This is a genomic window from Marivita lacus (assembly GCF_014637725.1).
GTDB lineage: Bacteria > Pseudomonadota > Alphaproteobacteria > Rhodobacterales > Rhodobacteraceae > Marivita > Marivita lacus.
Genome location: NZ_BMFC01000008.1, coordinates 1 through 21553 on the forward strand (window position 1 = coordinate 1; position 21553 = coordinate 21553).

At 58.4% G+C, this 21553-nt stretch carries 20 protein-coding genes and 1 pseudogene; 10 read left to right on the top strand and 11 right to left on the bottom strand.

Features of this window, described 5'->3' with window-relative positions; genetic code table 11:
- Nucleotides 1–206: 206 nt before the first annotated feature.
- A complete protein-coding gene (locus IEV82_RS14550) occupies nt 207–482 on the bottom strand; it encodes a hypothetical protein (RefSeq protein WP_229747823.1) in 276 nt (91 codons plus the stop codon).
- A 519-nt stretch (nt 483–1001) separates the two neighbouring features.
- Between IEV82_RS14550 and IEV82_RS14555 the strand changes: the two genes are divergently transcribed.
- From IEV82_RS14555 to IEV82_RS14565, 3 genes are all read left to right on the top strand, one after another.
- Nucleotides 1002–1952 carry an extracellular catalytic domain type 1 short-chain-length polyhydroxyalkanoate depolymerase gene (locus IEV82_RS14555; RefSeq protein ID WP_188482771.1) on the top strand — a complete coding sequence of 317 codons (951 nt, stop codon included), beginning with the start codon at nt 1002–1004 and terminating at the stop codon, nt 1950–1952.
- A 992-nt stretch (nt 1953–2944) separates the two neighbouring features.
- On the top strand, nt 2945–4279 hold the full coding sequence (locus tag IEV82_RS14560) for a DUF2254 domain-containing protein (RefSeq protein WP_229747824.1): 1335 nt from the start codon (nt 2945–2947) through the stop codon (nt 4277–4279).
- A gap of 637 nt (nt 4280–4916) precedes the next feature.
- Nucleotides 4917–6179 carry a cation:proton antiporter gene (locus IEV82_RS14565; protein ID WP_188482773.1) on the top strand — a complete coding sequence of 421 codons (1263 nt, stop codon included), beginning with the start codon at nt 4917–4919 and terminating at the stop codon, nt 6177–6179.
- 75 nt (nt 6180–6254) lie between these two features.
- Here IEV82_RS14565 and IEV82_RS24035 read toward each other — a convergent pair whose 3' ends face one another.
- Nucleotides 6255–6539 carry a hypothetical protein gene (locus IEV82_RS24035; RefSeq protein WP_188482774.1) on the bottom strand — a complete coding sequence of 95 codons (285 nt, stop codon included), beginning with the start codon at nt 6537–6539 and terminating at the stop codon, nt 6255–6257.
- A 174-nt stretch (nt 6540–6713) separates the two neighbouring features.
- On the opposite strand from IEV82_RS24035, the gene IEV82_RS24040 reads away from it, so the two are divergent.
- Nucleotides 6714–6989: a PRC-barrel domain-containing protein gene (locus IEV82_RS24040; RefSeq protein WP_373285236.1), complete on the top strand. Its 276-nt coding sequence runs from the start codon at nt 6714–6716 to the stop codon at nt 6987–6989.
- On the opposite strand, the gene IEV82_RS14580 is transcribed toward IEV82_RS24040, so the two are convergent.
- The 4 genes from IEV82_RS14580 to IEV82_RS14595 all read right to left on the bottom strand — a co-directional run bounded on the left by IEV82_RS14580 (nt 6911) and on the right by IEV82_RS14595 (nt 10953).
- Complete coding sequence (locus tag IEV82_RS14580; protein ID WP_188482776.1) at nt 6911–8158, bottom strand: IS256 family transposase; 1248 nt, start codon at nt 8156–8158, stop codon at nt 6911–6913. The two genes, IEV82_RS24040 and IEV82_RS14580, sit on opposite strands and share 79 nt — an antisense overlap.
- Nucleotides 8159–8826: 668 nt before the next feature.
- The gene (locus IEV82_RS14585) at nt 8827–9558 is read right to left on the bottom strand and encodes a Crp/Fnr family transcriptional regulator (RefSeq protein ID WP_188482777.1); all 732 of its coding nucleotides are present in this window, start codon (nt 9556–9558) and stop codon (nt 8827–8829) included.
- 329 nt (nt 9559–9887) lie between these two features.
- A complete protein-coding gene (locus IEV82_RS14590) occupies nt 9888–10079 on the bottom strand; it encodes a hypothetical protein (RefSeq protein ID WP_229747826.1) in 192 nt (63 codons plus the stop codon).
- 181 nt (nt 10080–10260) lie between these two features.
- Nucleotides 10261–10953: a L,D-transpeptidase gene (locus tag IEV82_RS14595; RefSeq protein WP_308420442.1), complete on the bottom strand. Its 693-nt coding sequence runs from the start codon at nt 10951–10953 to the stop codon at nt 10261–10263.
- A gap of 527 nt (nt 10954–11480) precedes the next feature.
- Here IEV82_RS14595 and IEV82_RS14600 point away from each other — a divergent pair.
- Nucleotides 11481–11939 (top strand): PIN domain-containing protein, encoded by a 459-nt coding sequence (locus IEV82_RS14600; RefSeq protein WP_188482779.1) that lies wholly within the window; start codon nt 11481–11483, stop codon nt 11937–11939.
- A gap of 211 nt (nt 11940–12150) precedes the next feature.
- Here IEV82_RS14600 and IEV82_RS14605 read toward each other — a convergent pair whose 3' ends face one another.
- The gene (locus IEV82_RS14605) at nt 12151–12564 is read right to left on the bottom strand and encodes a BLUF domain-containing protein (protein ID WP_188482780.1); all 414 of its coding nucleotides are present in this window, start codon (nt 12562–12564) and stop codon (nt 12151–12153) included.
- A 722-nt stretch (nt 12565–13286) separates the two neighbouring features.
- Here IEV82_RS14605 and IEV82_RS14610 point away from each other — a divergent pair.
- Nucleotides 13287–14108, top strand: coding sequence for a cobalamin B12-binding domain-containing protein (locus IEV82_RS14610; protein ID WP_188482781.1), 822 nt, complete (start codon nt 13287–13289; stop codon nt 14106–14108).
- 250 nt (nt 14109–14358) lie between these two features.
- Here the strand turns inward: IEV82_RS14610 and IEV82_RS23920 are convergent, their stop codons facing one another.
- From IEV82_RS23920 to IEV82_RS14620, 3 genes are all read right to left on the bottom strand, one after another.
- Nucleotides 14359–14493 (bottom strand): hypothetical protein, encoded by a 135-nt coding sequence (locus IEV82_RS23920; protein WP_268236123.1) that lies wholly within the window; start codon nt 14491–14493, stop codon nt 14359–14361.
- 94 nt (nt 14494–14587) lie between these two features.
- Complete coding sequence (locus IEV82_RS14615; protein WP_229747827.1) at nt 14588–15193, bottom strand: hypothetical protein; 606 nt, start codon at nt 15191–15193, stop codon at nt 14588–14590.
- A 197-nt stretch (nt 15194–15390) separates the two neighbouring features.
- Nucleotides 15391–16389: a sensor histidine kinase gene (locus IEV82_RS14620; RefSeq protein WP_229747828.1), complete on the bottom strand. Its 999-nt coding sequence runs from the start codon at nt 16387–16389 to the stop codon at nt 15391–15393.
- 219 nt (nt 16390–16608) lie between these two features.
- On the opposite strand from IEV82_RS14620, the gene IEV82_RS14625 reads away from it, so the two are divergent.
- On the top strand, nt 16609–16977 hold the full coding sequence (locus IEV82_RS14625; protein WP_188482782.1) for a response regulator: 369 nt from the start codon (nt 16609–16611) through the stop codon (nt 16975–16977).
- Between the two features lie 85 nt (nt 16978–17062).
- Nucleotides 17063–17326, top strand: a pseudogene (locus IEV82_RS23640) (IS66 family transposase); the annotation flags it as partial.
- 450 nt (nt 17327–17776) lie between these two features.
- On the opposite strand, the gene IEV82_RS14635 reads toward IEV82_RS23640, so the two are convergent.
- Nucleotides 17777–18916: a helix-turn-helix transcriptional regulator gene (locus IEV82_RS14635; RefSeq protein WP_188482783.1), complete on the bottom strand. Its 1140-nt coding sequence runs from the start codon at nt 18914–18916 to the stop codon at nt 17777–17779.
- Nucleotides 18917–19026: 110 nt separating this feature from the next.
- Between IEV82_RS14635 and IEV82_RS14640 the strand changes: the two genes are divergently transcribed.
- Together IEV82_RS14640 and IEV82_RS14645 are read left to right on the top strand one after the other, a co-directional pair.
- On the top strand, nt 19027–19341 hold the full coding sequence (locus tag IEV82_RS14640) for a DUF3303 domain-containing protein (protein ID WP_188482784.1): 315 nt from the start codon (nt 19027–19029) through the stop codon (nt 19339–19341).
- 326 nt (nt 19342–19667) lie between these two features.
- Nucleotides 19668–21512, top strand: coding sequence for an SLC13 family permease (locus IEV82_RS14645; RefSeq protein WP_188482785.1), 1845 nt, complete (start codon nt 19668–19670; stop codon nt 21510–21512).
- Nucleotides 21513–21553 lie beyond the last annotated feature (41 nt).

Genomic DNA, 21553 nt, shown 5'->3' on the forward strand with positions numbered 1-21553 from the left:
TGCCGACGGCGAACGCCATCGGCGGCAGAGAGAACTTCGATTTGAGGTCGGTGGATGAAATCGGACATAAGGTCGGACTTATCATCGGATCGTAGCCAAAGTCAGACGGCCCCCACCGTAGCCTTACAGAGAGGACCGGGTTCAGAACGAAACGGCGAGATCAAGGGGACGCTACCCGCGTTCGGGTACCATCGGCTGGTCAAGCTTTATGGTCGTCGTACCGAATTGCCACCATCGATGATCCGGTTGATCAGGTCGGCGACCGCCGAATGCAGCTCCCTCTGCCCGTCTTCGCCCGGATCGTTTGAATGAGCCGCCGCTGCATCGCGCAGGACACCGACGATCTGGTGCTCGGGCAAGATGTCTCGATCATTTAGAGCGAGCAAAAGAGATTCGCAGATTGTGAGCGCGGCGACCGCCGTCACTTCTGCTCCAGGCGGTGTTCCCAAAGTCACTGGATTTACAGGTATTTGCGTTGTCATGGAGTGTTTCTTTCTGGTTGTGGCCGAGGCATGTTCAGTCCCGGAGAACTTGATCACAACTGTCGCACATCGCGCGTGCTGTGAACTGATCCACGGCAGGATTGCCGGCAGTGATGCTCGATAATCGAGAATTGTCAGAACCTGTCCCCGTCGTGGGACTGGCCGTCCTGGGCAAGGAGGATCGGTCACGCGTGAAGCGATGTTTGGTCATTTTTTCCTGTGCAGGAAGGGTAAAGATACGATGGTTGCAACCGTCAGGTGTCTGGCTGCACATGAAAGGTCCTGCATTTATGGGTGCCGGGACTAACCTGCATCGGTGCAAGTGGACCGGAAAGCCTGCAAGATGCAGCCTGATCACCGAGACTTTTGGCGCATCCGCATGATGGATCTCGTCTGCCGCGGCCGACAGAAGTCTCTTCGTGTCCACCTTGAACCGTGGACAGTCATATCGCGCCCGGCCCGGAAATTCGGGTCTGAGCGTCTTACGTGGCCAGTACCGGCTCACTCAAAAAGGTTAATATGCCAGCATTTTCAACTATCGCCAATCGTCTCTCCGCTCTGGAGGAATTCGGGACTGACCCCGGGTCGCTGAGCGCGGACATCTATATTCCGGAGAATTTCCCGAAGAACGGCCCTCTTGTCGTCGTGCTGCATGGCAGCACCCAATCGGCAGAGAGCTACGACACCGGATCAGGCTGGTCCACTCTTGCTGACGAATGCGGGATTGCACTCCTGTTCCCGGGACAGAAGAAGGCCAACAATCTCATCGGGAGCTTCAACTGGTTCCAGACCGGCGACAGCCAACGTGGCGGCGGCGAACCGCTCTCTATTCGGCAGATGATCACACGGGTCGTTGACGATCACGCAATCGACCCGTCGCAAGTCTTCATCACGGGGATGTCCTCGGGTGGTGCCATGACATCCGTGATGCTGGCGACCTATCCGGACGTGTTTGCAGGAGGGGCGATCATCGCGGGGCTGCCCTATCGCAGCGCGGACAACATGATGGAGGCGATCATACGGATGAACGGCTATGGCAGTCCTTCGGACAGCCAACTCGACGCGCTTGTGCGTGGAGCCTCCAAATTCTCGGGTCCATGGCCGACAATCTCGGTCTGGCATGGCGACAGAGATACAACCGTCGACAATTCCAACGCCAGCTCGATCGTCCGGCAGTGGCAGAAGATCCACAAGGTCGAAGGGCCGCCGACACGTGTCGAGATGGTTGACGGCGTCCCTCGGGAAGTCTGGTGCAACCCTGACGGGCAGGTGGTGATCGAGCAGTATATCATCAGTGAGATGGGCCACGGCACGCCGATCAGTGCCGAGGGCGACGAGGGCTTGGGTCAAGCAGGCGAGTACATGCTGGAGGTTGGCATCTCCTCCACCCGCCATATCGCGGATTTCTGGGGTTTGACGCGGTCCGGCTCAGCGCACCGGGCAGATCAGCAAACGGCTGCAGCTTCCTGACGCAGTCGGGCGGAATCTTGTAAAGATACCCCTGCTCCCGCTGGCTCCCCTCAGACGAAGGGGGGTGCCAAGAACAGGCTCCCCAACACTTTCGCGGCCCAAGGCAAATTAAAGGTTTCTGGGCTGCTCCAGGTTAGGGCGCGCGTGTGTATTCGGGCGCAATGTGAGGCAAGTGTCGATCGTGCGAGACGCATTGCTCATCCCGAGCTGCGGTTGCCGCGAAAGCACTTATTGGAGACTTTCATGGATGTGACCACAATCCTCATCATAGTTCTTGTCGTTGCCCTGCTCGGCGGAGGCGGTTGGTATGGCCGCGGGCGTTGGTTCTGATCGCGAGCTGCAGCGTTCAGATTGCGACGGGCCGGTAAACGCCGGCCCCGCCTTTTTGCAGTATCCTGGCATCGCGCAGCAGAGATGCCTGCAAGAGATTCCGCAATAGAAGGAAGACACCTTTGCATGCAGATCGACCACCATTGATCAGAATGCCAAAGCCAGCCTTGGACAAACCGGCCTAGCTGATTGCGCGCCGAGACAAGCGCTGCGTAGGACCGGTTTTCGCAATGGCGTCCGGGTGGCACTGGCGCTCGAAAAAGGAACGAAGAGGGTCATATTCCCATGCTTGCCGGGGATCGGTTCCAGATGCCCTGCGCCGCAGCTTTCTGTGTTTCATTTTAGCCGTGCTTGGTTTGATGGGGATGGCCTTCTGGCTCGGTGGTCTCTGGCGACCCGGGCGGTGCTCTGGGTGTGTTCATCCTCACAGGGGCACCCTGCCCGCCATGGTCAAGTGATCGGGTCGGGATTGACGCGCGCAACACCGGTTTGAGTGGTCGCGCTCCGTGCGCATCTCGGACTCTCTGCGAAACGGGAGGCATGGGTTGGCACGGCAGTGGCGACAATCTGCGCGATGCCGCCTTTGCATTCGCAACTGGCATCGTCGCCGAATGGAAACTTTTTGCAAGCCCCGGACTGCTTGTGACGGAATGGAGCAATATTTGGCGAAGTCAATTTCTATCACGCGCGTTTCCGCGTCCTGGGGACGCCTGAACTCGAGTTTCTGGTTTGTGCCCACCATGATGTGCGCGGTTGCAGTCGGCCTATCGTTCCTGCTGATCGAGGTTGATACCCGGCTTGGCGTCGGGACTGTGAGCGATTTCGGCTTGCTCTATACGTTCGGACCTGAAGGTGCCCGGGCAATCCTGTCGGTCATCGCGAGTTCGATGATCACGGTGGCAAGCCTGATCTTCTCTATCACGATGCTTTCACTACAACTCGCCTCCTCCCAGTTCGGGCCGCGGGTTCTTGAAAACTTCATGCGTGACCGCAGCAACCAGATCGTGCTTGGAACTTTCGTCTCAACGTTCCTGTATTGCCTGGTCGTTCTGCGTGCGGTTAGGGGTACGGAGGATTCCATCTTCGTTCCACATCTGACGGTCGCATTTGCGGTGGTTCTCGCCGCTGTGGGTGTCGCGGTTCTTATCTATTTCATCCATCATATCGCCACTTCAATCCGCATCGAAACGCTGCTCGCGCAACTGGCTGCCGACGGATGCACCTCCGTCGATCGGCTCTTTCCGGAGCGGCTCGACCTCGACCTTGGTCCCTTGCATTGCAAGGACAAACCTGCTGCGCATTGGCTCCCAAATGACTTTGAGGCAGGCTCCAAGCGGGTCAGTGCCGATGCGAGCGGATACGTGCAGAATGTCGGTATTGAAGCTCTGATGCGAATTGCCAAAAGACATGATGTCGTCTTGCGGATCGAGACCCCACCCGGTCGTTTTGTCACCGCAGGGGAATGCGTGATCACGGCCTATCCGCGTGACCGGGTGTCGGACGAGATTGCCGACAGCCTGCGCGGCGCGCTCGTTATCGGCCGAGATCGGTCAGTCAATCAGGATCTCGAGTTTGCGATCCGGCGGATTGTCGAACTGGCACAGCGATCCTTGTCGCCTGGCCTGAACGACCCCACAACCGCACTTTACTGCATCGACCGGCTGGGAGAGGTGTTCGGTCGATTGTCCGGCCGGGAACTCCCATCGCCCATCCGCTACGACGAGAAAGGGCAGTTGCGCATTCTGACTGAAGTCCTCGTCATCGAGGAACTGGCACGAAGCGCCTTTTCGTCGATCGCCCGCTATGGCACCTCCGATGTCGATGTCGTCACGCGGCTGGTCGACACAATGGGCAAGTTGAGCCGATCATTTCCGCCCGCTGCGCGTGACGCCATGCTGACGCTGACCGAACAGGTGCTCATCGCGAGCGAGCACAACGCGTCATTGAGTTTTGATCGGAAAGCGCTTCAAGAATTGCTGAGGGGTCAGACCGTTTGATGCGCTGTCGTCGGTGGCATTCCTTGGGTTATGCCCTCGATACAAGGCAATGCAGTCTTGTCTGATCAAGAAGGAACAGACTGGCTTTGCATTGCAAGGCGATCTCAAATCCCCGTTCGACCCAGCTGGAACAATGCCTGATCAGGGACCACCGCACACCAGCGCGTGGTACCCGCGGCTGTACTGGAGGTGCGGCGGTCATCTCCCGAGGCAGCCGACTTCAGACGAGGTCGTCGCGCAGGCGCTCCGCCAGGTCGTCGCGAGACCGAGCGCGACGTGCTGCCTGCGACCACCCCTTGGTTTGCATTGGTCGCTATCACTCCCATGCCTGACAGCCCCAGTCGCAGAATCCCGGTGGACATCTGGGATACCTTGATGGAGGCTTCACAGCGCGCGGATGCCGAAAGTGCCATAGTCCGCGCAGCGACGAAGCCAGCAGCGATCACATCGTCAGTACCGGCTCAGTGCAAAATCAGGCCGTGTTCTCAGTTATGTCGATTGGCTCCAGCCTTCGATTGCACATTTCAAATGTATCGAGGCGGCCGCCAGATCTGCAGCCGCTGATTAACGAGTTCTGGTTGTTCGAACGCAAAACTAGGTCGATGGCTCCATTCCATGACCATAGAGAGAGGTCACGATGTCTGAAGCCGAGCCATTCTTCGGGTTGTCCCCGACACATGTTCTGATGGCCGCGATCGGCGGAGCGGTGTTCATCGCCTATCTCTTGCCAAGGTTTGCCATCCTGCGCGCGACATCTTCTTCGGCAATCCTCATGATCCTCGGCTTGTTGACCTTCGCCTTTGTTCCGGGGATGCCGGCGGCACTCGACCCGACGACTTCACCGCGCATCTGGGAGATCACGAGTGAGATCGCTGTGATCGTGGTGTTGTTCGCCACCGGCCTCAGGATCGACGATGTCAGCAGCTGGAGCCGTTGGCGTCCCACAGTGCGCTTGCTGCTGATCGCGATGCCGCTGACGATTGCAGCACTTGCGCTTCTGAGCTGGGCCTTGGCAGGCATGACGATCGCCGGCGCGATCCTTCTGGGCGCAGTGCTGTCGCCCACTGATCCAGTTTTGGCCGGGGACGTGCAGGTCGGACCACCGCTTGAGGGAAACGAACATCCCGTCCGCTTTACGCTGACTGCAGAGGCTGGGCTGAACGACGGCCTTGCCTTTCCTTTCGTCTACCTCGGTCTGATCATAGCCGCGCAGGGGACCGATCCATCTGCCTGGCTTGTCGAATGGGTGCTGCGCGACGTTCTATACCGTATCGCGGTTGGCGCGGCAGTCGGTGCGCTTATCGGCTGGCTCCTCGGTCGCAGCCTTTTTTCCACGTGGGGCAGCAGCGCGATCGAGAAGAGCGGACCCGGCGTCATCGCCCTCGGGGCGGTTCTTCTGTGCTACGGTATGGTGGAGCTTGCCGAAGGCTACGGCTTCATCGGCGCGTTTACCGCCGGCCTCATCTGCCGCCGTGTGCAGGAGACGCACCACTTCCACAAGCGCCTGCATGCCTTCAGCGAAGCTGTCGAGCATGCACTTACGGCGATCCTGTTGGTGCTGTTGGGCGGCGTCCTGCCTGCTCTGTGGCCCGTACTGGACTGGAAGCACACGCTGATCGGCTTCGGGCTGCTTTTGGTCATTCGGCCGCTGGTCGGCTGGCTGTCGCTGCTGCGCACCGGGATGACGTCACGCGACCGACTGATCGTTGGATTTTTCGGCGTGCGCGGGATCGGTTCGATCTATTACGTCGGCTATGCGTCGGGACACATGGAGTTTGTCAACGAAGAGCAGATATGGGCGTTGGTCGCCTACACCATTTTCGCGTCCGCCCTGATCCATGGGGCGACGAGCATCCTGATCGACCGCTTCACATCTCCTTGGACAGAGCATGGTCCGTAGGACCGCGTTGCCCGCCAAGGGATGCCCAGCCAGACGCTGATTAATCTCCCGGTAACAGGTTCCATCGGAGGGCCGTCACATCATGCGGCGCGGTTCAAATGCGTTTTCCGGCCATCGGGTTGCTGGAGGGTTCGTTGCAGGCATGCGGTCATAGGCGGGTGCATCCCTCAGCATCTCCGGCGAACCGTTCAATATAACGAACATCTGCGACCGGTCGTCGACGTCCTGTTCGCCCATGCCCAGGAAACCGAAGACGCCGATCACGAGCGCACGGGCCTGCCCGTCACCGGACAACACGATCTCTTTGATCTGGCCAATGTTGTCCATCTGTTCCAGATCGACTCGGTTGATCATCACCATCTCACGCTGTCCGAGCCCAGCCTCCGGAGCGTTGGTTGCTTCGGTGCGGGCCGTACATCGGCTGCAGTCAGTGTTGAAACCCTTGCCGAGAACCGCAGGACCTTTGCAGCCCCCGAGATGGAGCGTGAAGGCTACAACAGGGTCAAAATGACAGATGTGTCGACCGAGATCCTGATGGGAAAAACTGTCCACGACACGAAAAACAGTGACGTCGGTACGGTCACGGACATTCTGCTCGATGGGGATGGCCAGATCACGGATGTCATCATCGATTTTGATTGCTTCCTCGGAGTTGGCAGCAACCCAGCTTCGCTCGAATACGAGGAACTGACATTTTGGAGTTATTGTCAAATCTGGTGTCCAAGCGATCATCATGCGGCGGTTAGCTGCTGGTTTATTGGCTTGATGCCGTTGACGAAATCGACGCCCTGGATGACGTCGGCGAGATGAACGAAGCCGCGCAGCTTGCGCCAGCTTTGCTCAGCGCATTGTCCGAGTTTGAACATCATGTGAAGCATGCCGTCCCGGCTGAGACAGCCTTTGGTGCGCTTGGTCCGGTGCCGGATCGTGGCGAACGCGCTTTCGATCGGGTTTGACGTCCGGATGCTCTGCCAATGCTGGGCTGGGAAGTCGTAGAATGTCAGCAGTTCATCCCGATCCTTGATCAGGCATTCGGTCGCCTTCGGATATTTCGCCTCGAAGGTTTCGATGAACAGATCGAACGCAGCATGGGCATCCTCGCGGGTCTCGGCCTGCCAGATGTCGTGAAGCATCTTCTTAGCCTTGGGCTGGGTGCGCTTGGGGAGGTAATTGAGCACATTGCCCGTTTTATGCATCCAGCAGCGCTGTTGGCGCGTGGTTGGAAGAACCTCTTCCAATGCCGCCCAGAACCCCATGGCCCCGTCACCGGTGGCCAGCTTCGGAGCAGCGAGCCCACGGGCTTTGAGGCCGAGAAGCACCTCGCGCCAGCTTTGCGTGCTTTCCCGGACGCCATCTTCAATGGCCAGAAAGTGCTTCTCGCCACGGGCGTTGACCCCGATCACAACGAGCACGCAGAGCCGATCATCAGTGTCACGGAGCCCGCTGTAGATGCCGTCCGCCCAGATATAGACCCACTCGTCACGGCTCAGATCGGCCTTGCGCCAATCATTGTATTCCGCCGCCCACTGGCCTTTCAAACGTGAAATTGTCTTGGCAGAGAAACCGGTTGCCTCCGGGCCCAAGAGCATCTTCAGAGCCGCGCCCATTTCGCCTGTCGAGATACCCTTGAGATAGAGCCAGGGCAGCGCGGCTTCGATAGTTTTGGCCTTTCGGACGTAGGGCGGCACAAGCGCCGAGCGGAATGTCACGGGCTTGCCGTCCTTCGCCCGTACCTTCGGCACTTTCACCGCGACCGGCCCGATCCCCGTCTGCACCGCGCGCTCTGGATGATATCCGCTGCGAACAACCGCAGCACGGCCTTCTGCTGTCCGGCGTTCAGCAAACGCGGCGAGAAAGGCGTCTCTCTCAGCTTCAACAGCGGCCTGAAGCAATTCCCGGGCTCCTTTTCGCAGAAGGTCTGTCAGCGGGTCCGTGATGGCGTCTCGACCCGCAAAATCAATGATGGTAGCGTCGTCCATGATGGTGGTGCTCCTTTGGATGGTGGCTTGTGTCGCAACAACAAACCAACCAGATGCACCGCCGTCATTCAAACCGCCCAGACACCAGATTCAGCCATAACTCCGATTTTGGCGACCGGGGATTACGCGGATTTGCGCATCTATGTTGATGCGTCAAAGGAACAGATCCAGAAACTGCCGCGCTACATGCCGTTGAAATGAAGTCAGGGCAGTTTCGGCATGAACATTTCCGCGCCGCAGCATCGACATGCCCGTCACCACCCGAAACGAGATCCGCAACAACAGGCTGCAGAAGTGATTCTACAGCCTTCTGTTGCGGGCAATCTGTCTTGATCACTTTGTGATGCAGCATCGCCTCGCATATTTATTTTCTGGCTTCAAGATGCACACGCAGGTCGGTTCCTTCGGCTTCGCGTAGATCGGTCAGCGCGCTGAACGACAACAGCACGGAATGTTCCCTAAACCCTAATCCGGCCATCAGACTGCAATGGACCGCTTAACGCAGACCGAAATATCCAAGACCGAAGAGGACGATGACAACGAGTCCGACAAGGTAGATGATTTGGTTCATGGGGGGCGTCTTTTGGATGACCCGCAAATGGTCATCTCTGCGATGGACGTAAACGGGTGAGCAATCTCTTCTACGGCAGATGGTGCCTTGAATGACCTCAGCGCAGGAGCGGTCCGTCCTGATCGAGATAGGCTTCGTCGAATTGCGCGAGCTCCGTGAGTCGTCTGAAATTTTCGAAGCAAACGCGCCCCTTCTGGAAGGTGACCAGCCTCTCTTCGCGCAGATGGCGCAAGACCCGGTTCACATGAACCGCGCTCAATCCAAGAGCATCGGCGAGGTGATACTGAGTCAACGGACAATCGTATCCCGTCCTGTCGCCCAACTCCAAATGGGCTAGTCGTGCGCCGAGTTCCAGCAGGCAATGAGCCACACGTTCCTCGGCTGAGCGGCAGCCGAGATTGACCAGATGCTCTACCACCATGGCCTCATCTCGCGAAGCCGCCCAAAGGACAGCTGTCGCGAGACGCGGCGCCTGCGCAAAGGACTTGAGAATGTCCGAGGTCAGCACCTCGGAAGCCTCGATGCGGGTTATCGCCTCAATACTGTGGTCGGAGGTGCGGAAAAGAACACTGCGCAAGCCGAGGAAATCGCCGGGGAGATGGAACCCCACGATCTGTCGCTCGCCGTCGGGGAGCAGTTTGTAGGAAAAGGCCCAGCCTTTTGCAAGTACGAAGGCCGATGAGCCTGACTGGCCTTCATGGATCATTTGATGCCCCGGCGTAAAGCTCCGGCGGCGTAGGTCAAAGCGAGTCAGTGTTGCGACGTCAGCGTCGGACAAGGCGACGAACGCCGAGAGCTTGCGCGTGAGCGGGCTCAGCTCAGTCAACATAGGTATTCCAATCGGGACGTTGGGCGGCGGCTAAAAATACCAAGATATCGGGAAAAGAGTTTTGCAATGCCGCTCTGTTCAAGTTCTGTAGAACGATAAACGCACGTGATTGCGAATTGTTCCGACTGACGTTCAGGGGGATTTCATTCCTCAACGCGAGGGCACGGTTGATGATTTATTGATGGCGTGGATACTCCTTTCGAGAGAGCAGCGCACTGTCCCAAGGTCGATGTGTGTTGCAGACATCACGGAAGGAGATGGCATCCCTGCCATCAACAATCTTGGTCAAATATCGTCAAAGCTCAATCGGCCAAGAAATTCACGACAGCTCAAAAAGGTGACCAGTGAACATCCTGCTCCCCGACCACGATCACATCCGGGTCCATTTCGAACCTGCCATCCATCGGATTGCCACGTAAGCCGTCATGCGCGTCTTTGGACCCCATGAACGCAACGGTCGTCGCTTTCGGAGCTTTTGGCAAAGAGGGAAGATTCTGGGCCTGCGCTGCCAGTGCAAGCATGAAGTGGGTTGCAGATGACATCGAAGCCGGGTTTCGTTTTGTAAAGCCGCATGTCTATTTGAGCGCTTCTTGCCGTTTCTCGGAAGCGCGGATGGGCCCAAGCGTTACGGAAGATTGGCCAAAACAGGCGTTCCGGCGTCATCACCCCCGTCCGGATCGAAAGATGAGAGCCACCGCGCCGCTAGCCTTGAGTATAGGTGTCAGCAGCCGTCTTGGGATAAAGGAAAACCGTGGAGTCCATTGGAACGCGGTCATAGAGATGACGGATATGGTCGTTGGTCAGACCTGCGCAACCGTTTGACACGGCGCGCCCGATGGTCGCGGGGTCGTTCGTACCGTGGATCCTGAGGAAGGTGTCGCCCCTTCCCTCCTGAAACAGATAGAGGGCCCGCGCGCCGAGCGGATTGTTCAGGCCGCCTTCCATCCCGTCCTTGTGCTGTTCATACTTTTCCGGCTCGCGCGCAATCATGTCCGGGGTCGGGGTCCAGGACGGCCATTCCTTCTTTGCCCCAATGTAAAATCTACCGGATTCATAAAGTCCTTCCCGGCCGACGCGAATCTTGTACAGCCAAGCCTGCGCACCCGGCAGTGTCCAGTAAAGCTCGAAACGGTCTGGGACGACATGGATCTCGCCTGGCGGCACTTCCACATCCATTGGCACGAGTCTGGGCTCCATCGGTAAAGGCAGGGTCTCAGGCGGTGCGACGTCGCGCTCATGAGCCGCACCCGCATCCGCCATCCCTAGACCCAGCGCCGACGCGCCAAGGATCAGGGCATGGCGGCGAGTCAACATCGGAGCTGCCGCGCCCGGGACGCGCCACGAAGGAAGTACGGTCGGCATATTGGAGATGGGTCGGGTGTTCGTTCTGGACATCAGAATTCTCCGTTCGTGAGGGGTGAATGAATAAAGAGTAATTCCAAGCGCCTTAAGTGCGCCGGAATAAGCACTTTCCGTTTCCATTGAACGGGGGTCGGGCAGTCAGGTTCTAATGTGCGCAACTTCGGCTCCGGGTTGATCTCATCGTGATCTGTCATCCTGTCCGAGTGCCACGCGCCTTTCAGGCACAAGCACACGGCTCGATACAAATACAACCACGTGAGATGGGAAATGGATCCTTGTCGCGGTTGACAACATAAAGTGAAGTCGTGCCTTCGACGGTCCCTCACGACACGGCTGGCTCCGGCAACAACCACGCAGACCACTTCGATCCACCCAACCCTGAACCCAAACATGCGGCCCCTCCCGGCGACCGCGAATACACCCCTGCCAGAGCCTCACGTAGCCTCCTGCTCCACCGGATTGGCCCGTCTTCACAGGCGTATTCATAGGCGTAAAGGATCGTTGTGGATCGAATTCGCCTTGGGACGCATAAGCTCTTCGATCACCATCCGGGTCTTTGCATGGAACTCTCGCAGCGCGACCTTCAGAAAGGGCTCCGGCTCGATCCCAAGAGTCTATGCAAGGGCCGGAATGCGCGCGATCGGAACCTTGCATTCGCCGGTTTTCATCATCGACAGCACATTCGGGTGGGCCAGGCCCGCGTCCCGGGCGATCTCTTTCTGGGTCTTGTGGCTTTGCTCGATGGTATTTCGCAGAAATGCGGATCTCGGGGAAACGGGAGTGGGCTTGGCGTCGGGGCACCATACACCTTGGAAATGGCCGCCCTGTCCGGTGAGATGGACTGGTCCCACAAGCACCTGTTCGACCGGATGATCGCAGCGACGGCGGTAAAGCTTGCTTGTCCGCTGATTTCCAAAAATCCTGCCTTTGATCAGCTTGCAGGCTCTCCCGGCTGGGTCGGACGTATCTGGAGCGAGGTGCCTCCGGATGCATCATCGCGAAACGTTGGAAATCCATGAAACGCGCCAAAATCCGCGCGTGTTGTCCATAACCCCGATAAGCCGCATCAGGAATTCGCCACTGTCCTGGTTAAGAGCCTGCTGGTAGTCGGCGTCGATCACAGCCACGGCCTGCCCCGGGCCTTGCGGGTCCTGCGCGCTCTTGGGCACGTGATCGCGAACCGGGGCATCTTGCGTTTTGACAAAAGCTCGCTGCGGAGCAAGGGAGATGTCATTCAGGGTCGGGCGCGTTGCTGGCTGTGCGGAGCTGTGTGAAAAACGCCGTGACCTCTTGTGCCGTCGCGCGCTCGACCGCATGTGCGGCAACCTCGTCCCGTGACCAGATCCAGGTCGCGGCGGGATCGTGAAGCATGGCCCAATGCGCGAACACGCGTTCTGTCGCGGGCTCTGCCACGTGCAGTGTCACCTCCACATGGCGGTCGTCGCGCGAAATGCGGGCAAGGGTGTTCCCGACCTGCGCCTCCGGACCTTCGAGCCACTGCAGGTAGATGTCGGCACGACAGATCAGGGCGCCGGTGATGTCGTCCCTGAGATTTGCGCGACGGGCATCCATGAGAATGCCGTTCAGCATCCCCGCGTCAAAGCCGAATGGGCGCGAACTGTAGATGGCCCGGAACAGACCCATGATATCATCCTTTTCCGTTTGGCCCCCTGAGGGACCCTGTGTGAGGCATATGCCGTGAGCGCGTCTGGTCAGGTCCGGTATGCGATCAGACGCCGCTTGGACAGACACCAAGTCGCTGTGGTTTGCATTTCAGCCTTTGGGGATCGACCCGCAGAACTCAAGTTACCGTAATACGTGTAGAAAATCCCGAAAAACCGGGTTTCGTGTTTCATATTGTTGTTAAATTGTTAAAGGACCTTGCACGACGGGCAGCATGGCGACTGAAGAAATCTGCCGTCTGGCACTGCCACGACCCTGCAAGTTTGGTTTTGCGCGGGGCTGGGCAAGGGCAAACGTCGCAGCCAGCCAAGCCCATCCGTGTATGGGCCAGAGCGCCGGGTCTACACGACCCTTCGAGGACGCAGGTCTCCCGGTGACGCTCATTTCCATGCACGACCGCAGGACGTCCGGTGGCTCTGTGCTCGCCCCCTCGTCAGAGGTGGCTGCGTCGATGACCCGCACACCACCCCTACATGGCTATGCCCGGAGACGCCCACAGCCTCCCGCTGAGCGCGTTGATCAACATTTACTGGGGGAGAGAGTTGCAACCAAGAGTATCAACGGCGCTCACGGCGGCGTTTGACACCACCGGGGGCCGGATGTCGATGTCACCACCCCAGAACACCGACACCCTTGACTAAACGGTATGCAGTAGCATTCTTTGCGTCAGGGGGACCAAATCGATGGATAGACTGCACGTTTCGTTCGACCCGGAGATATTTTCACGCACTGCAACGCTATTCGCATCGAAACGCAATGCCCTTGCCACGGGTGCCGTCGAAGCTCTTGCAAGTGACATCGTGCAACGGCTTTCGGGCAGGAGAGCGTCCGGGCCCAGATTTGACGCCGCCGATATCAGCGAAGACAGCATCGCCGACTTTTGTGACGTCTTGGTCCAGACAAAGCCAGAAGCTGCCCTGCGCTTCATCGAGGACCGCCGCGCCGAGGGCGTGACGCGCCACGGTGTATACCTCGGCTACATCACCGGCGCCGCACGTCAGCTTGGCGCCAGTTGGGACGCAAATCACCTTTCTCTCGCCCAGGTAGCGATTGGCACAGGCCATCTCTATGCCCTTATGCGGGCCCTGCGAGCCGAAGACCTTCCATCCACCGGCGCCTTCGACCGGCGCCGCTACGCCCTCTTCGCAACGGTTCCAGGCGAAGATCACGGCATAGGCATCACTATTGCAGCCGACATGTTCAGGGATGAAGGCTGGGAAATAGACTTGCAGGTGGGAACCAATCACGACCGCCTTGTTGCCCGTGTTGAAAATACTGAGCCACAAATCATCGGTCTGTCGCTCAGCACCGAGCAGCGCCTCGAGGCTTTGGTCAGACTGGTTGTCGCCATGCGCATCATGGTGCCACACGCGATCATCGGTGTTGCCCCGGCATCAGACGTCGACCCCAAACACCTCCGCAACCTTGTGGACATCGACCTGGTTTTCGATGACGCCCGCTCTGCATGTCGCGAGCTGGATCGCCTGATCGCAATCCGGGCGTGACACAGCGACCGTGCGTATCTCATTCAGAAGGGGATTTGGGCAAAACTGTCTTGAATGCTCAGCAAGAGCCCTGTGAGCATCCCAGGCTGCGATCTCGGGGCTTCGTCATGAGGGAGCTCAAAACAAACACGCCCATGTAGAGCTTCGACAACCGCGATCGGTCTTTCCAAGCCTGCCCTGCCCTCGAAAAGCCCGTACATGCGTCGATGCCCGGCCTGTAGCGCTTGTTCGTCGTCATATACTTGTGTGTCTAGCCGACATCCTCAATGGAGAAACTCGCTGCGACTTCGGGTCGGTTCATGGTAACGGCCACTGGCTCGCGAAGCGCAGCCTCAAGAACCTGTCCGAAGGAGTTCTTCGCCTCGACAGCGGTCATGGTCTTCATCATCCGGCTCCCGCATCGACGTTCATCACAGACAATCCCACAAATCCAAGGTTCATCGACGGGTGTTTCGGTGTGTTATGCTCACCGGAATCGGTCAGAGCGGCTTGATCGAGTAGGTAGCGACGTGTCCGAAGGTCAGGTTCGGGATATAGAACTGCGTCCCACCGCCCGGAAGCTTCGTACTGCCACTCGCCTCGACAGCAACGTCTCGTTTGCTCGGCCCTCCGCTTGAGCGACTCATCCCCTTGAAACCGCCGAACCATCCATAGACCTCGCAGGACAGCTCAATCTCGAGGATGAAAGCAAGCGAGTTCCACTCTTCCTTTATGACGGAGGTCAGTCGCCCCCATTCGCGGGCAGATACTCCGTTGGCCTTGGCGATCTTCAGCTTTTGGATCAGGCCGCCATCGTGCTTGTAGGGAAGCGAAGGTGTCCACCATGGGCTCATCGGCAAATCCACTGGTGGGATACCACTATCCGGCATCAATTTCGCATAGCTGTTGAATTTGTAAAGCTTCATGCCCTTTGGGAGCAACTCCTTCGTCGGCGGTCCAAACATCAATTGAAAGGCATCCGCAACTTTCGCACGCGAGACTGTATCAGTCACGATCGCACCAACCTTGGTCCAATCAAGATCGCCATTCAAAGCCATTTTCAGCACACTTTCTTTGTTGACACCGGTGAGATCTGTAGGAGTCACATCCGGCTCGATGAGTTTCGATCAATTTGGAACGGAAACAAGTAAACGCAAAGGTAAAGTTTAACCGACATTCCCCAAATTGGCTGACGTAGGAAACCAAGATTGTCTCAAACGACTGACAGCGTTAGAATTATCGAGAATCAAAGATCGGCAGCTGCGTCTTCGAGCGTTCTTCCAAAACGGCTTCATGGGTCCCGTTATTCGTGCGGAAAGCTCAGTGTCACGACCAAGCCATCGGGCTTGTAATCTTGCTCCAAGCGACCGCCAAGTTCCTGCTCAACCGTGAACTTAATCAGACGCGTGCCGAAGCCATTCGCGGCTGATGGGGTGACTTCGGGTCCGTTGCTTTCCCGCCAGCGCAGGTTCACTGTTGAAGTTCCGCGCCCTTCATCGTCGATGGTCCAGACAATTGTGACCCGCCCATCAGGTACCGACAGAGCGCCGTATTTGACAGCGTTCGTCGCAAGTTCGTGCAGCATCATGCCAAGGCCCATAGCCTGGCTGGTCGACAGCGATACCATCGGTCCCTTTTCAAGAACCACCGGTCCGTCATCCCCGATGTAGGGCTCCAGCACCTTGTGCACCAGCGCGGGCAACTCCGCTTTTTCTTCGTTGGTCGTCACTTCCAAGGCTTTGCCAAGTGCATTGAGGCGCGCGAGAAGATCATCGCGGTATTCTTTCGCCGTGCGACCTTCGGTCTTGGTTTGCCTGGCCAGTGATTGCGCAACAGCCAGGATGTTCTTGATGCGATGGTCAAGCTCGCCAATCAGGACATCCTTCCTGTCCGACTCCTGACATCGTTCAGTTGCATCCGCGATTGTCAGCACCAACAAGCGGCTCCCACTGTCGGGTTGCAGAATGCGCTGCGCGTTGAGCAGCATGGTCCGGTGTCCGATCACGGGAAAGTCCGCCGTGATCTCGTAGTCACTGACCGAGGCGGCCCTCGGGATCACCTGTTCAAAAAGATGACGCAGGTCATCGATATTCCACTGCCCATCACCCAACTCATGAAACGGTCGGTCGATGGTGTCGTCCCGACTGGTCTTGAATGTCGTGAAAAAAGCGAGGTTGGCATCGACGATGGTGAGATCGCTGTCGAGCACCAGAAGGGGGACCGGGATTGTATCCAGCACGCCCTGTGCCTGAACATGTGACGTTCGCAGAAGACGGTAGAGACCACCGAGGTCCAACGGCATAATGCAACTCCATCGGCTATTTCCATCTCTATGGTGCACGCCTCATGTCGAATATGCAAGAAGCGGCCCCTTTTCATGAAAGGCAGCGACGTGAACCAAGTCCGCGTGACGCCGATCATACTGACGAATCTGGTCATGCAGGAGCCGTGAACACATTGGGGCATGCAAGGGAACAAGGGCGGGTCATGCTTGGTTGACTACCAGAGGATGACTTTCGAAATGAACGCCAAAACTGTCGCCATCATTGAAGACGAGCCCATCATTGCGCTCGAACTTGAATCCATCTGCATGGAAGCGGGTCTTCAGGTGGCAGGGTTTGCCGCGACGGCCAGCAAGGCTTGGGAGAAGTTCTCCGACCTGCGTCCGGACGTGGTGATCTCCGACATGGAACTGGCCGATGGATCTGACGGCGTGGAGGCGGTCTTGAGGCTCCGGGAACTCCGACCCGATATGGTTGTCATCTTCGTCACGGCGGCGACGACGTCGGACACATTGGGTCGCATTGCAAAGAGCAAACCGGATCATGTGTTGAACAAGCCATTCGATGTTGCTGAACTCCGCAAGGCTCTTGCCGAAACAGTGTCGTAGCCGCTTCCAGTTCTGATGGCACTGTTCGCTATCTGGATGCTTTCGGCGGCAACGATGGCGGGTAGCGTCCGTCAGGCCGAGCCGTGATCACCTTCCGCGCTATCGTCAGTCCGAAATCTATGCCCCTGAAAAGGTCGACCTGCACCGTTCCATGCTGACCGATTGGGTGGGACGATCAACGGCACTTCTAGAACAACTGACGGCTCGTATCGGCAAACTGGTCCGGGCAGGGTCAGCCCTGTTCGCCGATGACACGCCCGTCAAGATGCAGGCCAAAGGCAAGGCGTAAACAGCGCGCCGGTGGAGTTATGTGCGCGATGAGCGTCCGTGGTGCGTGCAAGCCCCGCCCTGAGTCTGTTATCAGTTCAGTGTGGACCGGAAAGGCGAACACCCTTCATACCACCTTGTCTTATGACTTCAGAGGCTCCCGCGTCAGCAGGGAACCGCAGCCCGGCAGCTCAAATATGCCGTGGAGAAAGAAGCGCGCCATCAACCCATTGATGCGCGTTGTCCTGCGACAGGCACATCGGGCGGAAGTGACCAGATAAGAAATTTACGATCCACATTCGCGCCTGAGGACGGCCGGTATATCTACCTTTTTGAAGGCAAGGACGCCGAGCAGGTTCGGCGGCTGAATGATACGGCGGAGCTCCCCTATATCCGAGTGGGAGAGGCAATGGACCTGACGCCCTGATAGCCAGTGTGTTTGCTGTCGAGGCGTCCCTTGTCGAGCTGGTTTTGATCTCGTCAGCCAGGACCCGTCATCGCAAAGTTACTCCAAGAAGACGCGCACAATGGATCATCGGGTCACGATACGAAGAAGCGGGTTGGCCCTGATCTCCGCGACCAAGTCCACCTGTCGGCTGAAGCCGGTCCGGGAGAAGATCGAGGCAAGCTGGGTCTTGGCCGTGTTGACACTGACGCCGACCTCGGCTGCGGCTTGGGTCAGGGTTTTACCCTCGGCGAGAATGCGGGCAAGGCGTCCCTCGGCGGGGCTCAGACCATAGGCGGCAGAGATCATGTTTTCCGGTGCACTGTTCTGTCTGGCCGGGTCGTGAAACAAGATGGCCGCCGTCGGATGGCTGTTGCCCCAAGCCTCATCGTGGTTCCGGAACGGCGAGATCAGGATTGGTAGGACGGCGCCTTCAATGTCCCGGAGGCGCAGCACTGTTCCCGTATCGAGCCCGCGCCCAGCACCCGTCCTCGCCGCGGCCGCGATCCGCCACGAGAGGACGCCGAGGCTGCCGTAATGAACCGTACGCAACCGGCCGCCCACGACGGTAAGCCAGCGACGAAGTCCCAGAATGCGCGCTGCGACCGCATTTGCCTGAATTATCTTGCGATCCTCCGTCACAAGGATCACGCCAAGGTTCAGCGCCTCCACGATGTCGGCACTAATGGTGGACGCCGTGGCGTGAAGGCCCAGGTCCATCGACACGCCCACCGCCCGCGCGAAGTGCTCCATGAGAAGTGCGTAGAGGCGCTTGTCCCCATCAGAGAAAGACCCCTGTCGGCGAGAGCGGTGAACCCCACTGCCGCCAACGAGACCGTGCCCCAGCGGGTAGGTGCAGCCGATCATGTGGAAGATTTCGACCCGCGAACACCAATCGGCGCAGAACTCGGTCTTGAGGAAGTCCTCCGGGTCGATCAGCTCCTCACCGAGCCGGACGATAGGTGGGGGTTGCGGAAGCGCACGCTCGAACCAGACGTTACGGGCGTGGTAATAATCGGCATAATCACGCCGCGCGTCATCGTCGAAGTTTTCCGAAGCCGATAGCAGACGGGTCATCTTTCCACCGTGCGCTTCCGAGACGAAATGAATGGAGCTTCCGATCCCGAGCGCCTCTTCAATGACTTGTCCTGCGATAGCCGCACGGGCCGGATCGAGAACGCGGGCGTAGATCTCTCCGATCGCGGTGTGAAGTTGCGCTTCCTCCATCGCACCCCTGCCAAGGTCTCAAAACATGTCCATCATCACCCGAACGGGTGATTTCGGTCAATCTGCTGCTGCGCATACTCTCCTCACCAAGATCAGGAGAACGATAGGAAATGAAATACGTACTCATCTGGCGCGAGCGCCCCTATGGAAGCGCCGCGGATGCCGAGGCCGCGCAGGAACGCGTACTTGAGATAATGCAGCTCTGGCAGGCACCAGAGACGGTCGCCATACACCATTTCCTTGTCAGGGTCGGGGAGTACGGTGGCTTCGCAGTCATCGAAACTGACGATTTAGAGGCACTGCACCAAATGACCTCGACCTTCGCGGTCTTTGAGTTCGTTGTTCATCCGGTCATCGACGTCGGCTCGGCTCTCGCCGCCGAAGGCGCGGCGGTCGCATGGCGCCAGAGCATGGGTGCAGATTGACCAGTCGCTGTCGAAGCTGGCCTCTTGAATGACCCGGGTCTGCCCGGCAAGGTATTTCCGAGGGCACCCATCGTGCAGGAAACACTTCAGCGTGGCGCTCAGAGGCTCTGGGGAACGATCCAAATCTCGTCTTGCCCAACGGTGCAGGGCGTGTGCATCAGCGCAGCATTCACGTAACCGGCCGTTCGAGCCTTGCGCAGCGTTTTCACGGGCTTGATGACCGCAGGTACGCATGGGACATTCGCTGGGACAATAAATTAGTGCTTGTTCTTGTGTATAGCGTGTTTGACAAGCGCGACATGTTTCAGTCCACAGGTTGGAGAGCGATGACCACCGACCAGCTTTTGATTTTCTGTATTTTGGTCGCGACGATGGGGCTGTTTCTTTGGGCGCGGTTTCGACACGATGTCGTGGCCTTGGCAGCCCTTATTGCATGCGTGATCGCGGGTCTGATCCCGGCAGCCGATGCCTTTCTGGGGTTCGGTCATCCGGCGGTCATCACCGTGGCTTGCGTTCTCATCCTGAGCCAGGGCTTGCAGAATACCGGTGCCGTTGACTGGCTCGCGCGCAGTGTCTTACCGCGTGATGCTGGACGAGTGACAAGCATGGTCGCGCTGATGGGGTTGGGTGCGGTACTGTCAGGGTTCATGAACAATGTCGGCGCTATGGCACTGTTGATGCCAATCGCGGTGCAACTGTCGGACCGATTGGACCTGACACCGGGACAAGTGCTGATGCCACTGGCGTTTGGCACCATTCTGGGGGGAATGACAACGCTGATCGGCACCCCTCCAAACCTGATTGTTTCGGGCTTTCGGGCCGAGGCGGGGTTTGGCCATTTTGCGATCTTCGATTTTGCACCTGTCGGTGCGGCTGTCGCGATTGTCGGGGTGCTTTTCGTGGCAGCGATCGGCTGGACGCTGGTGCCGGTGCGCAAATCGGTAATGGCGGATGGTTTTGATACAGGCGCCTATTTCACGGAACTGCGCGTTCCTGAATCCAGCAAGGCCGTCGGTCTGACCTTGCGCGCCTTCGAGCGCGAGATAGAAAACAGCGATGTTCAGATCGTAGGTCTTGTTCGTAATGACGTTCGCCTGACCGCACCACACGGGGGGCGACGCATCCGCGCTGACGATGTCCTTGTGCTCGAGGCGGATGTGGATGCACTGGCAGAGGCGCTTTCCGTTTTCGACATAAAGCTCGAACAATCCATCGTTGCGCCCGATCAGGTTGATGACACCGGAGCTGATGATGCCCAAGTCGACGCAGAGGATGACGCCGATGGCGAGGAGGACACCGAGCAAAAGACCAAGAGCGATATCGTGCTGCGTGAACTTGCGGTGCTTCCGGGGTCAAGCCTCGTCGGGCGTTCGGCCCACGAGATGCATCTGCGCGCGCGCTATGGCCTGAACCTGCTTGCCGTGTCGCGGGAAGGGCATCCGCCCCGATCCGGATTGAGAAAAATAAAACTGAACTCTGGCGACCTACTTCTCGTTCAGGGTCCTGTGGATGCTGTGACCGAGTTCATCAATGACACAGGCTGCGTCCCCTTGGGCGCGCGCGAATTGCGTATCCCCGACAAGCGTATGGCCATTATCGCCGCCGCGATCATGCTGGGCGCGATTGGTCTGGTGACACTGGGCTTGCTTCCGGCCGCTGTTGCGTTTGCGCTTGGCGTTCTGATGTCGATGGTGTTGTGCACGGTGCCTCTGCAACAGGTATATACATCCATCGACTGGCCGGTGATCGTCTTGCTGGCGGCGCTGATCCCGGTCGCAGGCGCGATGCAAAGTACCGGCGCCGCCGAAATGCTGGCGCGGTTCCTGGTCGACACCGTTGCTCAGGGCAATGCGGTCGCGGCGCTCGTCGTGGTTCTGGTCACAACCATGTTCCTGTCTGACGTAATGAACAACGCGGCCACCGCAGCGGTTCTGTGCCCGATCGCGCTTGGCATCTCCTCAACACTGGGCGTCAACCCCGACAGTTTCCTGATGGCTGTTGCAATCGGGGCGTCCTGTGCCTTTCTCACGCCAATCGGCCATCAGAACAACACCCTGATCCTGGGGCCGGGCGGGTTCCGCTTTGGCGATTACTGGAAGCTCGGCCTGCCGTTGGAAGTGATTGTGGTTGTCGTCAGCGTGCCGTTGCTGCTGCTTGTCTGGCCTTTGTGACAATTCGGGACATCACGTGCCGAATGCGTTTGAGGCACCAC

Coding starts and splice junctions, on each gene's coding strand:
- IEV82_RS14550 (WP_229747823.1), bottom strand. CDS start 482: ATGACAACGCAAATACCTGTAAATCCAGTGACTTTGGGAACACCGCCT.
- IEV82_RS14555 (WP_188482771.1), top strand. CDS start 1,002: ATGCCAGCATTTTCAACTATCGCCAATCGTCTCTCCGCTCTGGAGGAA.
- IEV82_RS14565 (WP_188482773.1), top strand. CDS start 4,917: ATGTCTGAAGCCGAGCCATTCTTCGGGTTGTCCCCGACACATGTTCTG.
- IEV82_RS24035 (WP_188482774.1), bottom strand. CDS start 6,539: ATGGTGATGATCAACCGAGTCGATCTGGAACAGATGGACAACATTGGC.
- IEV82_RS24040 (WP_373285236.1), top strand. CDS start 6,714: ATGGGAAAAACTGTCCACGACACGAAAAACAGTGACGTCGGTACGGTC.
- IEV82_RS14580 (WP_188482776.1), bottom strand. CDS start 8,158: ATGGACGACGCTACCATCATTGATTTTGCGGGTCGAGACGCCATCACG.
- IEV82_RS14585 (WP_188482777.1), bottom strand. CDS start 9,558: ATGTTGACTGAGCTGAGCCCGCTCACGCGCAAGCTCTCGGCGTTCGTC.
- IEV82_RS14590 (WP_229747826.1), bottom strand. CDS start 10,079: ATGCTTGCACTGGCAGCGCAGGCCCAGAATCTTCCCTCTTTGCCAAAA.
- IEV82_RS14595 (WP_308420442.1), bottom strand. CDS start 10,953: ATGTCCAGAACGAACACCCGACCCATCTCCAATATGCCGACCGTACTT.
- IEV82_RS14600 (WP_188482779.1), top strand. CDS start 11,481: ATGGAACTCTCGCAGCGCGACCTTCAGAAAGGGCTCCGGCTCGATCCC.
- IEV82_RS14605 (WP_188482780.1), bottom strand. CDS start 12,564: ATGGGTCTGTTCCGGGCCATCTACAGTTCGCGCCCATTCGGCTTTGAC.
- IEV82_RS14610 (WP_188482781.1), top strand. CDS start 13,287: ATGGATAGACTGCACGTTTCGTTCGACCCGGAGATATTTTCACGCACT.
- IEV82_RS23920 (WP_268236123.1), bottom strand. CDS start 14,493: ATGAAGACCATGACCGCTGTCGAGGCGAAGAACTCCTTCGGACAGGTT.
- IEV82_RS14620 (WP_229747828.1), bottom strand. CDS start 16,389: ATGCCGTTGGACCTCGGTGGTCTCTACCGTCTTCTGCGAACGTCACAT.
- IEV82_RS14625 (WP_188482782.1), top strand. CDS start 16,609: ATGAACGCCAAAACTGTCGCCATCATTGAAGACGAGCCCATCATTGCG.
- IEV82_RS14635 (WP_188482783.1), bottom strand. CDS start 18,916: ATGGAGGAAGCGCAACTTCACACCGCGATCGGAGAGATCTACGCCCGC.
- IEV82_RS14640 (WP_188482784.1), top strand. CDS start 19,027: ATGAAATACGTACTCATCTGGCGCGAGCGCCCCTATGGAAGCGCCGCG.
- IEV82_RS14645 (WP_188482785.1), top strand. CDS start 19,668: ATGACCACCGACCAGCTTTTGATTTTCTGTATTTTGGTCGCGACGATG.